Raw genomic sequence first — 12,718 nt, 5'->3', positions numbered from 1 at the left:
AATGAAACTCTACAACTTAAAAGATCACAATGAGCAGGTCAGCTTCGCGCAGGCCGTCACACAAGGGCTTGGCAAAAATCAGGGGCTCTTCTTCCCGCACGATCTGCCGGAATTCAACCTGACGGAAATCGACGAGATGCTGGAGCAGGACTTCGTCAGCCGCAGCGCGAAGATCCTCTCCGCCTTTATCGGCGATGAGATCCCGCAGGAAGCGCTGGAAGCCCGCGTGCGTGCTGCGTTTGCCTTTCCTGCACCGGTAAAACCGGTCGAAAACGATATCGGCTGCCTTGAGCTGTTCCACGGGCCGACGCTGGCGTTTAAAGATTTCGGCGGGCGCTTTATGGCGCAGATGCTGAGCGCCATCAGCGGCGACAAACCGGTCACCATTTTGACTGCGACCTCTGGCGACACCGGCGCGGCCGTTGCTCATGCCTTCTACGGCATGAAGAATGTTCGCGTGGTGATCCTCTATCCGCAGGGCAAAATCAGCCCGCTGCAGGAGAAGCTCTTCTGCACGCTGGGTGGCAATATCGAAACGGTTGCCATTGATGCCGACTTCGACGCCTGCCAGGCGCTGGTCAAACAGGCCTTTGACGATGAAGAGCTGAAGAGCGCGCTGGGCCTCAACTCCGCCAACTCGATTAACATCAGCCGCCTGCTGGCGCAGGTGTGCTACTACTTCGAAGCGGTGGCGCAGTTGCCGCAAGAGGCGCGCAATCAGCTGGTGGTGTCGGTGCCAAGCGGCAACTTTGGCGATCTGACCGCCGGGCTGTTGGCGAAGTCACTCGGCCTTCCGGTGAAGCGTTTTATCGCCGCCACCAACGCTAACGACACCGTGCCGCGCTTTCTGAAAGAGGGCGAGTGGCAGCCAAAAGCGACGCAGGCGACGCTGTCAAACGCCATGGATGTCAGCCAGCCGAACAACTGGCCGCGCGTGGAGGAGCTGTTCCGCCGTAAAATCTGGCGTCTGAACGAGCTGGGTTACGCGGCGGTGGATGATGAAACCACCAAAGCGACGATCGTTGAGCTGAAGGCGAAGGGCTACGTCTCAGAGCCTCACGCCGCGATTGCTTACCGCGCCCTGCGCGATCAGCTTCATCCGGGGGAATATGGTCTCTTCCTCGGCACTGCGCATCCGGCGAAGTTCAAAGAGAGCGTGGAAGCTATCCTTGGCGAAACGCTGCCGCTGCCGAAAGAGCTGGCTGACCGTGCGGATCTGCCGCTGCTCTCCCACTCCCTGCCTGCGGATTTTGCGGCGTTACGCCAGCTGATGATGCAAAAAGCGTAATTTCAAACGTCCTCCACCTGTTGGTGGGGGACGATTTTCTGCTTACTGCTCGTGGCGTTTAAACACCAGCTCGTCTGGCGTTGAGGCCGTCTCATCAAAGAAGTATCCTTCGCGGTCAAAGCCTGTTAGCTGCTCCGGCTTCGTCAGACGCTGCTCAATGATGTAGCGGCTCATCAGGCCACGCGCTTTCTTGGCGTAGAAGCTGATGACCTTAAACGTGCCGTTTTTCTCGTCGAGGAACACCGGTTTGATGATGCGCGCATTGAGCTTCTTCGGCTTCACGGCGCGGAAATACTCATCGGATGCCAGGTTAACCACAATCTCATCGGCCTGTTCGGCGAGCGCCTCATTCAGCGTGTCGGTGATGATATCGCCCCAGAACTGGTAGAGATCTTTGCCTCTCTCATTCTCAAAACGAATACCCATCTCCAGACGATAGGGCTGCATCAAATCGAGCGGACGCAGCACGCCATACAGGCCGGATAACATACGCAGGTGCTGCTGGGCGAAGTCAAAATCTGCGTCGCTGAAGGTTTCAGCCTGCAGGCCGGTATAAACATCGCCTTTAAACGCGAGCAATGCCTGGCGCGCGTTTTCCGGCGTGAAGTCGGGCTGCCAGTCGTGAAAACGGGTGGCGTTGAGGTCGGCGAGCTTGTCGCTTATCCCCATCAGCTTTTTAATCTGCGGCGCGGAAAGCGTGCGGGCAGTCTTAATCAGCTGTTGCGAATGGGCCAGCAGCGCTGGCTGGGTGTAGCGCTCGGTTGCCAGCGGGCTCTGGTAATCGAGCGTCTTGGCAGGTGAAATCAAAATCAGCATGCTCACTCCTTGCTGTGTGAGAAATTTCCGCTGACTTTAACAAAAAAATCACCTGGCTTGATCGATAGTTGCGATTAGCGAGACGGAGGGGGAAGCGAGTCCCAACTGCCTGGCGCAAGTTGGCGCTGAATCTCCGGGTAACGCTGCGGGTTAAACACCGGTTCGATGCCCAGCTTGCGCTGGCGCAGGTAGTCGCCCGCCAGCAGCTTAACCACTGGCGACAGCAGCAGAATGGCTGTCAGGTTAATCATCGCCATCAGCGCCATCACCACATCAGCGATATGCCAAATTAGCGGTACGCTGACCAACGAACCGCACAGCACCATTACCACCACCACCCCACGTAGCAGCAGCAGGTTGCCACGGCTATTGCGGCCTAAAAAGATCAGGTTGTTCTCGGCATAGAGGTAGTTCGCAAGGATCGAGGTAAAAGCGAACAGCAGCACCACCAGCGCGAGAAACCCGGCGCTCCAGCTGCCAGCAAGAGAGACCATCGCCTGCTGCATCAACTGGATGCCGATAAGACTACTCTCCGTCTCCGTCGGTCCGCTACCTGCCAGCAGCAGCATCATCGCGCTGGCGGTACAGACCAGAAAGGTATCCGTCAGCACGCCAATCATCTGCACAATGCCCTGCGCAACCGGATGGGGCGGGGAGGAGGCTGCCATCGCCGCAGCGTTCGGCGAGGAGCCCATTCCGGCTTCGTTAGTCGACATGCTGCGCTGAAACCCGCTGGTCATCGCCTGGCTTAGTGTCCAGGCCATGGTGCCGGTCGCCGCCTCTTGCCAGCCGAAGGCACTTTTAAAAATGGTCTCGAAAACCTCTGGTAACAGGCTGGCATGCCAGAGGCTGATGCTGAAACTTACCACAATCCATGCCAGCGCAATCAGCGGCACCATCCACTGCATCAGACGAGAGAGCACCGCCAGACCGCGGGTCATAAACAGCAGGCAGCCCACCGCCAGCACCAGGCCGGTCAGCGTGCCCGGCACCTGCCAGGCAAAGTGAACGGCGCGCGTCACCACACTGGATTGAATGGTGTTAAACACCAGCCCATAAGCGAGGAGCAGGAAAATGGAGAAGAGCACGCCCATCCAGCGCATGCCAAGGCCGCGCGCCATATACCAGGCCGGGCCGCCGCGCAGTTGGTTATTGGCATCGCGCTCTTTATAGAGCTGCGCCAGCGCGCATTCGGCGAAGCTGGTCGCCATGCTGATAAGCGCCGCGATCCACATCCAGAAGATCGCGCCAGGTCCGCCAGCGGTGAGAGCAAATGCCACGCCCGCCAGGTTGCCGCTGCCTAAGCGCGTCGCCAGGCTCAGGCAGAGCGCCTGCCACGAGGTGAGGGCACCGGGCGGCACGCTGCGGCCGCTTTTCAGACTTTTGCCAAAGTCGCGGAAAAAACGAAAGGGAACAAACAGGCTGCGAAATGCAAACCAGATACCCGCCGCTGCCAGCAGGTATACCATCAGCGATCCCCACAGGATCTCACTGATAAAAGAGAAGAATTCTGGCATTAACGACCCTCTTGTCGATGCCGGGGGAGGTAACCTGCGACGGCGCGTTTACAACGGGCTTATCCCTTCGCAGGCAATTAATCAGGGAGTTTATCATACAATGCCACCTGCATTGTCTGCGGTTGCGCTGACAGGGCGTCGTGTTATCATCTTGCCAGACCGGTTACATCCCCCTAACAAGTATACTCGTCATACTTCTCGTTCAGGTGCGCTGGCAGCCTTTGCGCCCGACAAGCCATAAAGGCGTCATCGGTCTCGACGTGATTTATTCAGGGTATCGTTTAAAGAGAAACATTATCATGACGGATAAATTGACCTCCCTGCGTCAGTACACAACAGTCGTGGCTGATACCGGAGATATCGCGGCAATGAAGCTCTATCAGCCGCAGGATGCTACAACCAACCCTTCTCTGATCCTTGGGGCAGCCCAAATCCCGGAATACCGTAAACTGATTGACGAAGCTGTGACCTGGGCGCGCAGCCAGAGCAGCGATCGCGCGCAGCAAGTGGTTGATGCGTCCGACCGCCTGGCCGTTAACATCGGTCTGGAAATCCTCAAACTGATCCCGGGCCGTATCTCTACTGAAGTTGACGCGCGCCTCTCTTACGACACCGAAGGCTCCATCGCCAAAGCCAAACGCCTGATCAAAATGTATAACGATGCGGGCATCAGCAACGATCGTATCCTGATCAAGCTGGCTTCCACCTGGCAGGGCATTCGCGCAGCAGAACAGCTGGAAAAAGAGGGCATCAACTGTAACCTGACGCTGCTCTTCTCCTTCGCCCAGGCGCGTGCCTGTGCCGAAGCGGGCGTCTACCTGATCTCTCCGTTCGTAGGTCGTATTCTTGACTGGTACAAAGCCAACACCGACAAGAAAGAGTACGCACCGGCAGAAGATCCGGGCGTGGTTTCCGTGAGCGAAATCTACCAGTACTACAAAGAGCACGGTTATGAAACTGTGGTAATGGGCGCAAGCTTCCGTAATATCGGCGAAATCATTGAGCTGGCTGGCTGCGACCGTCTGACCATCGCCCCGGCGCTGCTGAAAGAGCTTTCAGAAAGCGAAGGCGCGCTGGAGCGCAAACTGGTTTACACCGGCGAAGTAAAAGCGCGTCCGGAGCGCATCAGCGAAGCGGAATTCCTGTGGCAGCACAACCAGGATCCGATGGCGGTTGATAAACTGGCGGACGGTATCCGCAAGTTTGCCGTTGACCAGGAAAAACTGGAAAAAATGATCGGCGATCTGCTGTAATCATCAGGCGTGGCCGGGCTCCCGGTCACGCTTCTTCTCTCCACTCTGTTTGCCTCTCCCCTCAGCGTGTATCATTCCGTAAACGGTTTTATGCAACGGAATAATTATGGACACACTACGCATTGGTTTAGTTTCGATTTCCGATCGCGCCTCCAGCGGCGTTTATGAAGACAAAGGCTTACCCGCGCTCGAAGCGTGGCTGGCATCGGCCTTAACCACCCCGTTTCATATCGAAACGCGCCTGATCCCCGACGAGCAGACCATCATTGAGCAGACCCTGTGTGAGCTGGTGGATGAGATGAGCTGTCATCTGGTGCTGACCACTGGCGGAACCGGCCCGGCGCGACGCGATGTGACCCCCGATGCCACCCTCGCCGTTGCCGATCGCGAGATGCCGGGCTTTGGCGAGCAGATGCGCCAGATTAGCCTCAATTTTGTGCCGACGGCCATTCTTTCGCGCCAGGTGGGCGTGATCCGTAAACAGGCGCTGATCCTCAACCTGCCGGGCCAGCCGAAATCGATTAAAGAGACCCTGGAAGGGCTGAAAAGCGAAAACGGTGAAGTAAAAGTTGCGGGAATTTTTGCCAGTGTACCGTATTGTGTACAGCTTCTTGATGGCCCCTATGTGGAAACAGATCCGCAGGTCGTAGCAGCTTTTCGTCCTAAAAGCGCAAGGCGCGAAACTTTATCCTGAAAGCAGCGCTTTTCTGACATATGCGATCCCGGCGGTGGCGTATTGATATTTTTACGGTATAGTCATTTTTAGTTTACATAAATCGTAAAAATATAATCGTTCACTCTTATCAACGGTTCGCTATGTCACATTACACACGCCCTCTGAATAAACAGGATTATAAAACCCTGACCCTCGCCGCCCTCGGCGGGGCGCTGGAGTTTTACGATTTCATCATCTTCGTCTTTTTCGCCGCCGTGGTCGGGGAACTCTTCTTCCCGGCCGATATCCCCGAGTGGCTGCGTCAGGTGCAGACCTTTGGTATTTTCGCCGCTGGTTATCTGGCGCGCCCGCTGGGCGGCATTGTGATGGCGCACTTCGGCGATCTGGTCGGGCGCAAGAAGATGTTCACCCTTAGCATTCTGCTGATGGCGCTGCCAACGCTGGCGATTGGCCTGCTGCCGACCTATGCCTCAATGGGCATTGTCGCGCCGCTGCTGCTGCTGTTTATGCGCGTGTTACAGGGCGCAGCGATTGGTGGCGAAGTGCCAGGCGCATGGGTGTTTGTTGCTGAGCATGTCCCGGCGCGCCGCATCGGTATCGCCTGCGGCACGCTGACGGCGGGCTTAACGGTTGGCATCCTGCTGGGATCGGTGGTTGCCACGCTGGTCAACACCAGCATGACGCAGCAGGCGATCCACGACGGCGGCTGGCGTATTCCCTTCCTGCTTGGCGGCGCGTTCGGGCTGGTGGCAATGTATTTACGCCGTTGGCTGCGTGAGACGCCCATTTTCCTGGAGATGCAGCAGCGCAAAGCGCTGGCGCAGGAGTTGCCGGTAAAAGCGGTGGTGCTGAAGCACAAAAAAGCGGTAGTGGTTTCAATGCTGCTGACCTGGCTGCTCTCAGCCGGGATTGTGGTCGTTATTCTGATGTCACCGGTCTGGCTGCAAAAGCAGTTTGGCTTCGCGCCCGCCCTGACCTTACAGGCAAACAGCATCGCTACGGTCATGCTCTGCTTTGGTTGTCTGGCGGCGGGGCTGTTAGTCGATCGCTTCGGTGCCAGCCGCACCTTTATCGTCGGCAGCCTGCTGCTCGCCGCTTCCAGTTGGCTCTTCTATCACCGCGTTGGCAGCCACCCGGAACAACTCTTTCTGCTCTATGGCCTTGTCGGCTTGTGCGTTGGCGTTGTGGGCGCGGTGCCCTATGTGATGGTGCGCGCCTTTCCGGCGGAGGTGCGTTTTACCGGCATCTCTTTCTCTTACAACGTCTCTTATGCCATTTTCGGCGGGCTGACGCCGATTGCGGTGACGATGCTGATGAGCGTCTCGCCGATGGCACCGGCCTGGTACGTGCTGGCGCTCTCCTTGATGGGGTTTGGTTTGGGCGTTTGGCTGCGCCAGGATCTGCATCATGCCGATAACGTGGCCGACACCCCGCTCGAATCCTTATAAAAAAACGGAGCCTTCAGGCTCCGTTTTTTTATTGCTCAATCTCCACGTCGCTTAGCGCGAAGCGGACTTTCTTACCCCCTTCGTGATAACCGATACGAATAAATATCCGTAATGCCTCCAGCCAGGCATAGTCGCTGCTCATCGCTCTCCCGTCACCGCGATCGTCGGTACAGGTGAACTCCAGCAGGCGACCGCTGAAGCGCGGGTTAAGGGTGGCGGCCTCTTGCCACTGCGCGTCAGCTTTACAGGTCTGGCTCTTTGTCACCTGTTGCGCTTTTTTCGCAACCTGTTGCTGCACGCGCCACTGAAAATGTCCGCCGGCTACGGGCGGTAGCGCAATATCGCTTTCAAGGGTTTGCGTCACAGCAGGCGTTACTGCCATCGACTCCACGCTTTTCAACTCGACAAGGTTAAACAGACTCTGATCCTGAAAATAGAAGGCGATATTAGCCAACGGTGCCGTTTTGAGCGTTAGGGTTGTACCGTCCGGCTGCGCATCGATACGGAAAATCGTCGGCATAGAACTATCGGCATTCTGTTTGTAGCGCAAATGGCGAAAAGCAGGGCGTTGCTCAGGAGAGCCAACCGCCTGTTGCACACGCTTTTCGACCTCTTGCGGCAAGGTTGCCTCGCCCAATAGCGCAGGATCGTTACGGGAGAAGTCGGGCGGCGTGGGCTGATTTGCCGCTAATGTTTTCTCCCGTGTCGTTAACGGCCCCTGGCCGGTGAACTGGCGAATATCCTTCACGGCGCAAAGCGCTTTGCCCGCAGCCAGCTGATCTTCAGTAAGCGGCGTGACCTCAGAGGAGGGCGCTTGCTGGAGGGTTAACCGATCGTGCTCATCCAGCCAGTAAGCGTTGAGCGGCGTGCCGTTTCCGCTCTGGCAATAGAAGCGAATATCCTGAATTTTCATGGCGTAAGGCGCGCCATATTTGGCGTCACGATGAATCTGTCCATAATCGGTGCCGAACCGCAGCCGAAGTATGTCGCCATCGCGAATGCTGTTGTTAACGTCCACGGCCTGCCAGTCGCCCTCTTTATCTGCTGCAGATTAGAGCCGCCATGCCGGTGGCGGTAGCTTTAGCCCACAGACATCCAGCTTCGCATTACCGCTGAACATCGCTTCCCCCTCGGCTGAAAGGGCGACGCCAGGCACATAGCGGTTGATAGAGCCTGCACCAAAGGCGCGTACTTCATGAGGCGTGCCGGTGGCAACTTCGGTAATTAACAGGTTTTTTGCGTGCGTGGTGCAATCCACATTCAGCCATATCGTGGTGTTCTGTGGCGTTGATGCAGTGGTGGCGCGATAAAGAGCCGTAATATTCTGACCATCATGTGGGCCAAAGGCGTTAGCCGATTGCAGCGTGATATCCGTAACGGGGCCAGGTGAAGCAAGCGTCTGGAGCGGTAAAAGCAGCGCCAGCGAAAGGGGGGTGAGGCGAGTCATGGTGAATTCTTCACAGTAGCAGAGGTGGGCGCTACGTTAACGGAAAATGGCCCGGCGGGATAACGCCAGAATGGGTAGTAACGCGAAAAAAATGCGAAGCCCGGCTTCGCATTTTAGGGGAGAAAGGAATCAGGCTTTTTCGCCAATCGGCAGCACGGTGCGGCCAAACTGCTCGTTCAGCACTTCGCCCATCGCCAGGTAGATCGCGCTGGCACCGCAGACGAGGCCAATCCAGCCCGCGATATGGACGATGTTTTCGTTATCCGCCAGATGTCCCACCGCCAGCAGCGCAAACAGCACCGTCAGGCTCAGGAAGACAAACTGCAACATGCGCGCGCTCTTCAGCGTGCCGAAGAACATAAACAGGGTAAAGACGCCCCAGATGGCTAAATAGACGCCGAGGAAGTGGCCGTTGGTCGCCTCTGTCAGCCCCATTTTCGGGAACAGCAGAATTGCTACCAGCGTCAACCAGAAAGAACCGTAAGAGGTAAAAGCCGTTAAGCCGAAGGTGTTGCCTTTTTTATACTCAAGCAGGCCGGCAAAAATTTGTGCGATACCACCATAGAAAATGCCCATCGCCAGGATAATGACATCCATCGGGAATAAACCAATATTGTGCAGGTTAAGCAGAATAGTGGTCATGCCGAAGCCCATTAAGCCCAGCGGAGCCGGATTAGCCAACTTAGTGTTGCCCATAATTCCTCAAAAGAATCAATTGATAAAGGGGAGAAATAATTACCCCGCGGGCGTTTTCTGCAAGCGGGGCGCGGCATCATAAATAGCGCCATCCGGCCTGTCTATGATCTGAACAGGGGGAAATTAAAAAATTTTTTACTGTCTCCCCCTTGATGCGCGGCGCGGCGACCCCATCTTGTAGTCAACCGCATTTTGTGGGCTTGTAAAAAAATCAATACAGGGCAGTTGAAACCGTGAGGTTTGCCCTTATTACAGGTTCACAACCAGCTGATGACGAATTTTTAGTGGAGACGTTTAGATGGGTAAAATTATTGGTATCGACCTTGGGACAACCAACTCTTGTGTAGCCATCATGGATGGCGCTTCGGCACGCGTGCTTGAGAACGCTGAGGGCGATCGCACCACGCCTTCCGTAATTGCGTACACACAGGATGGCGAGACTCTGGTAGGTCAGCCGGCTAAACGTCAGGCAGTGACGAACCCGCAAAACACGCTGTTTGCGATCAAGCGCCTGATTGGCCGTCGCTTCCAGGACGAAGAAGTCCAGCGTGACGTATCTATCATGCCTTACAAAATCATGGCAGCCGACAACGGCGACGCCTGGATTGATGTGAAAGGCAACAAAATGGCACCGCCGCAGATCTCTGCTGAAGTGCTGAAAAAAATGAAGAAAACGGCGGAAGATTACCTGGGCGAACCGGTAACTGAAGCGGTTATCACTGTTCCGGCTTACTTTAACGATGCGCAGCGTCAGGCGACCAAAGACGCCGGCCGTATCGCGGGCCTGGAAGTAAAACGTATTATCAACGAACCGACAGCGGCTGCGCTGGCTTACGGTCTGGATAAAGAGACCGGCAACCGCACTATCGCGGTATACGACCTGGGCGGCGGTACCTTCGATATCTCCATCATCGAAATCGACGATGTTGACGGCGAAAAAACCTTCGAAGTACTGGCGACCAACGGTGATACCCACCTCGGTGGTGAAGACTTCGACAGCCGTCTGATCAACTACCTGGTAGAAGAGTTCAAGAAAGATCAGGGTATCGATCTGCGCAACGATCCGCTGGCAATGCAGCGCCTGAAAGAAGCGGCAGAGAAAGCGAAAATCGAGCTCTCTTCTGCACAGCAGACCGACGTGAACCTGCCGTACATCACCGCAGACGCGACCGGTCCGAAACACATGAACATCAAAGTGACTCGCGCGAAACTGGAAAGCCTGGTCGAAGACCTGGTAAGCCGTTCTATCGAGCCGCTGAAAGTTGCGCTGCAGGATGCGGGCCTCTCCGTTTCTGACATCAACGACGTGATCCTGGTCGGTGGCCAGACCCGTATGCCAATGGTGCAGAAAAAAGTGGCTGAGTTCTTCGGCAAAGATCCGCGTAAAGACGTGAACCCGGATGAAGCAGTAGCTATCGGTGCTGCGGTTCAGGGCGGCGTTCTGACCGGTGAAGTTAAAGACGTTCTGCTGCTGGACGTTACCCCGCTGTCGCTGGGTATCGAAACCATGGGCGGCGTGATGACTCCGCTGATCAACAAAAACACCACTATCCCGACCAAGCACAGCCAGGTGTTCTCTACTGCGGAAGACAACCAGTCTGCGGTAACCATCCATGTGCTGCAGGGTGAGCGTAAACGCGCCTCCGATAACAAATCGCTGGGCCAGTTCAACCTCGACGGTATCAACCCGGCACCGCGCGGCATGCCGCAGATCGAAGTCACCTTCGATATCGACGCCGATGGTATTCTGCACGTCTCTGCGAAAGACAAGAATACCAACCGTGAGCAGAAGATCACCATCAAGGCTTCTTCTGGTCTGAACGAGGATGAAATCCAGAAAATGGTGCGTGACGCGGAAGCGAACGCCGAGTCTGACCGTAAGTTCGAAGAGCTGGTACAGACCCGTAACCAGGGCGATCATCTGCTGCACAGCACCCGTAAGCAGGTTGAAGAAGCAGGCGACCAACTGCCAGCTGAAGACAAAACTGCAATCGAGTCCGCGCTGAGCGAGCTGGAAACCGCGCTGAAAGGCGAAGACAAAGCCGCCATCGACGCGAAAATGCAGGCGCTGGCACAGGTTTCCCAGAAACTGATGGAAATCGCCCAGCAGCAGCACGCACAGCAGCAGGCGGGCGGCGCTGATGCTTCTGCGAACAACGCCAACGCGGCGAAAGATGACGACGTGGTTGACGCCGAGTTCGAAGAAGTTAAAGACAAAAAGTAATCGCCCTTATGCAGGGTAGATAACCAGCACGGGCGTCGGAGTTTTCTCCACGCCCGTGCTCGTATGTTAAGGGGCAGATAAACCGATGGCGAAGCAAGATTATTACGAGATTCTCGGCGTGTCGAAAACGGCCGAAGAGTCTGAGATCAAAAAGGCGTACCGACGCCTGGCCATGAAATTTCACCCGGACCGCAACCAGGGCGATAAAGAGGCCGAAAGCAAATTCAAAGAGATCAACGAAGCCTATAAGGTCCTGACCGATCCCCAGAAACGCGCGGCGTACGATCAGTACGGCCATGCGGCCTTTGAGCAGGGCGGCGGCGGCGGTGGATACGGTGGCGGCGGCTTTGGTGGCGGTGCCGACTTCAGCGACATCTTTGGCGATGTCTTTGGCGACATCTTCGGCGGCGGTCGTGGTCGTCAGCGCGCGGCGCGTGGTTCCGATCTGCGTTACACCATGGAGTTGACGCTGGAAGAAGCGGTACGCGGCGTCACGAAAGAGATCCGCATCCCGACGCTGGAAGAGTGCGACATCTGCCACGGCAGCGGCGCAAAAGCGGGTACCCAGCCGCAGACCTGTCCGACCTGTCATGGCTCCGGCCAGGTGCAGATGCGCCAGGGCTTCTTTGCCGTACAGCAGACCTGTCCGCACTGTCAGGGCCGCGGTACGCTGATTAAAGATCCGTGCAACAAATGTCACGGTCACGGTCGCGTTGAGAAATCCAAAACCCTCTCCGTGAAGATCCCGGCAGGGGTAGACACCGGCGATCGTATTCGTCTGAGCGGCGAAGGCGAAGCGGGCGAGCACGGCGCACCGGCGGGCGATCTCTATGTTCAGGTGCAGGTGAAACAGCATCCGATCTTCGAACGCGAAGGCAATAACCTCTACTGCGAAGTGCCGATCAACTTTGCTATGGCGGCGCTGGGCGGAGAAATCGAAGTGCCGACGCTGGATGGTCGGGTGAAGCTGAAAGTGCCGAGCGAAACCCAGACCGGCAAGCTGTTCCGCATGCGCGGTAAAGGCGTGAAATCCGTACGCGGTGGCGCGCAGGGCGATCTGCTGTGCCGCGTAGTCGTAGAGACGCCGGTCGGCCTGAACGAGAAGCAGAAACAGCTGCTGCAGGATCTGCAGGACAGCTTTGGTGGCCCGACGGGGGAAAACAACAGCCCGCGCTCCAAAAGCTTCTTTGACGGCGTGAAAAAATTCTTCGACGATCTGACGCGCTAAGCGTCCCGCATCACCTCTCTTTATCAACCCGGCGCTGCCGGGTTTTTTTTGCCCGCTCGCATACCTCGGGAAAACAGAGCTGATAAGCAATAATAATCTGTTTTTAACGAAGAGTAGCGAGGAGT

11 protein-coding genes are annotated in these 12,718 nt (G+C 56.5%); 6 read left to right on the top strand and 5 right to left on the bottom strand.

Features of this window, described 5'->3' with window-relative positions; all coding sequences use genetic code 11:
* Nucleotide 1 precedes the first annotated feature (1 nt).
* Nucleotides 2–1,288, top strand: a complete 1,287-nt coding sequence (gene thrC / locus BWI95_RS02190; RefSeq protein ID WP_076768928.1) for a threonine synthase — start codon at nucleotides 2–4, stop codon at nucleotides 1,286–1,288.
* A 42-nt stretch (nucleotides 1,289–1,330) separates the two neighbouring features.
* On the opposite strand, the gene yaaA is transcribed toward thrC, so the two are convergent.
* Both yaaA and BWI95_RS02180 read right to left on the bottom strand, forming a co-directional pair.
* Nucleotides 1,331–2,104 carry a peroxide stress protein YaaA gene (gene yaaA / locus BWI95_RS02185; RefSeq protein ID WP_076768927.1) on the bottom strand — a complete coding sequence of 258 codons (774 nt, stop codon included), beginning with the start codon at nucleotides 2,102–2,104 and terminating at the stop codon, nucleotides 1,331–1,333.
* A gap of 74 nt (nucleotides 2,105–2,178) precedes the next feature.
* Entirely contained in the window at nucleotides 2,179–3,621 is a 1,443-nt protein-coding gene (locus BWI95_RS02180) for an alanine/glycine:cation symporter family protein (protein WP_076768926.1), read from the bottom strand.
* Between the two features lie 299 nt (nucleotides 3,622–3,920).
* Between BWI95_RS02180 and tal the strand changes: the two genes are divergently transcribed.
* The 3 genes from tal (at nucleotide 3,921) to BWI95_RS02165 (ending at nucleotide 6,998) form a co-directional block, all read left to right on the top strand.
* Nucleotides 3,921–4,874 carry a transaldolase gene (gene tal / locus BWI95_RS02175; RefSeq protein ID WP_042713423.1) on the top strand — a complete coding sequence of 318 codons (954 nt, stop codon included), beginning with the start codon at nucleotides 3,921–3,923 and terminating at the stop codon, nucleotides 4,872–4,874.
* Between the two features lie 106 nt (nucleotides 4,875–4,980).
* On the top strand, nucleotides 4,981–5,568 hold the full coding sequence (gene mog / locus BWI95_RS02170; protein WP_054802782.1) for a molybdopterin adenylyltransferase: 588 nt from the start codon (nucleotides 4,981–4,983) through the stop codon (nucleotides 5,566–5,568).
* 122 nt (nucleotides 5,569–5,690) lie between these two features.
* Entirely contained in the window at nucleotides 5,691–6,998 is a 1,308-nt protein-coding gene (locus tag BWI95_RS02165) for an MFS transporter (RefSeq protein WP_076768925.1), read from the top strand.
* Nucleotides 6,999–7,026: 28 nt separating this feature from the next.
* On the opposite strand, the gene BWI95_RS02160 is transcribed toward BWI95_RS02165, so the two are convergent.
* The 3 genes from BWI95_RS02160 to satP all read right to left on the bottom strand — a co-directional run bounded on the left by BWI95_RS02160 (nucleotide 7,027) and on the right by satP (nucleotide 9,141).
* A complete protein-coding gene (locus BWI95_RS02160) occupies nucleotides 7,027–8,016 on the bottom strand; it encodes a hypothetical protein (protein ID WP_076768924.1) in 990 nt (329 codons plus the stop codon).
* Nucleotides 8,017–8,049: 33 nt separating this feature from the next.
* Entirely contained in the window at nucleotides 8,050–8,445 is a 396-nt protein-coding gene (locus BWI95_RS02155; RefSeq protein WP_054802785.1) for a hypothetical protein, read from the bottom strand.
* 129 nt (nucleotides 8,446–8,574) lie between these two features.
* Nucleotides 8,575–9,141 (bottom strand): acetate uptake transporter, encoded by a 567-nt coding sequence (gene satP, locus BWI95_RS02150; protein WP_076768923.1) that lies wholly within the window; start codon nucleotides 9,139–9,141, stop codon nucleotides 8,575–8,577.
* Between the two features lie 298 nt (nucleotides 9,142–9,439).
* Here satP and dnaK point away from each other — a divergent pair, with 298 nt between their 5' ends.
* Nucleotides 9,440–11,365 carry a molecular chaperone DnaK gene (gene dnaK / locus BWI95_RS02145; protein WP_076768922.1) on the top strand — a complete coding sequence of 642 codons (1,926 nt, stop codon included), beginning with the start codon at nucleotides 9,440–9,442 and terminating at the stop codon, nucleotides 11,363–11,365.
* Between the two features lie 85 nt (nucleotides 11,366–11,450).
* The gene (gene dnaJ / locus BWI95_RS02140; RefSeq protein WP_023480326.1) at nucleotides 11,451–12,593 is read left to right on the top strand and encodes a molecular chaperone DnaJ; all 1,143 of its coding nucleotides are present in this window, start codon (nucleotides 11,451–11,453) and stop codon (nucleotides 12,591–12,593) included.
* The last annotated feature ends 125 nt before the right edge of the window (nucleotides 12,594–12,718 follow it).

Source organism: Kosakonia cowanii JCM 10956 = DSM 18146 (assembly GCF_001975225.1).
Taxonomy (GTDB): domain Bacteria; phylum Pseudomonadota; class Gammaproteobacteria; order Enterobacterales; family Enterobacteriaceae; genus Kosakonia; species Kosakonia cowanii.
This window is presented reverse-complemented; position numbering and strand designations above follow the sequence as displayed.

What these genes read in the sequence shown, in the direction of transcription:
- thrC (WP_076768928.1), top strand. Translation starts at nt 2, where the DNA reads ATGAAACTCTACAACTTAAAAGATCACAATGAGCAGGTCAGCTTCGCG.
- yaaA (WP_076768927.1), bottom strand. Translation starts at nt 2,104, where the DNA reads ATGCTGATTTTGATTTCACCTGCCAAGACGCTCGATTACCAGAGCCCG.
- tal (WP_042713423.1), top strand. Translation starts at nt 3,921, where the DNA reads ATGACGGATAAATTGACCTCCCTGCGTCAGTACACAACAGTCGTGGCT.
- satP (WP_076768923.1), bottom strand. Translation starts at nt 9,141, where the DNA reads ATGGGCAACACTAAGTTGGCTAATCCGGCTCCGCTGGGCTTAATGGGC.
- dnaK (WP_076768922.1), top strand. Translation starts at nt 9,440, where the DNA reads ATGGGTAAAATTATTGGTATCGACCTTGGGACAACCAACTCTTGTGTA.
- mog (WP_054802782.1), top strand. Translation starts at nt 4,981, where the DNA reads ATGGACACACTACGCATTGGTTTAGTTTCGATTTCCGATCGCGCCTCC.
- BWI95_RS02155 (WP_054802785.1), bottom strand. Translation starts at nt 8,445, where the DNA reads ATGACTCGCCTCACCCCCCTTTCGCTGGCGCTGCTTTTACCGCTCCAG.
- BWI95_RS02165 (WP_076768925.1), top strand. Translation starts at nt 5,691, where the DNA reads ATGTCACATTACACACGCCCTCTGAATAAACAGGATTATAAAACCCTG.
- BWI95_RS02180 (WP_076768926.1), bottom strand. Translation starts at nt 3,621, where the DNA reads ATGCCAGAATTCTTCTCTTTTATCAGTGAGATCCTGTGGGGATCGCTG.
- dnaJ (WP_023480326.1), top strand. Translation starts at nt 11,451, where the DNA reads ATGGCGAAGCAAGATTATTACGAGATTCTCGGCGTGTCGAAAACGGCC.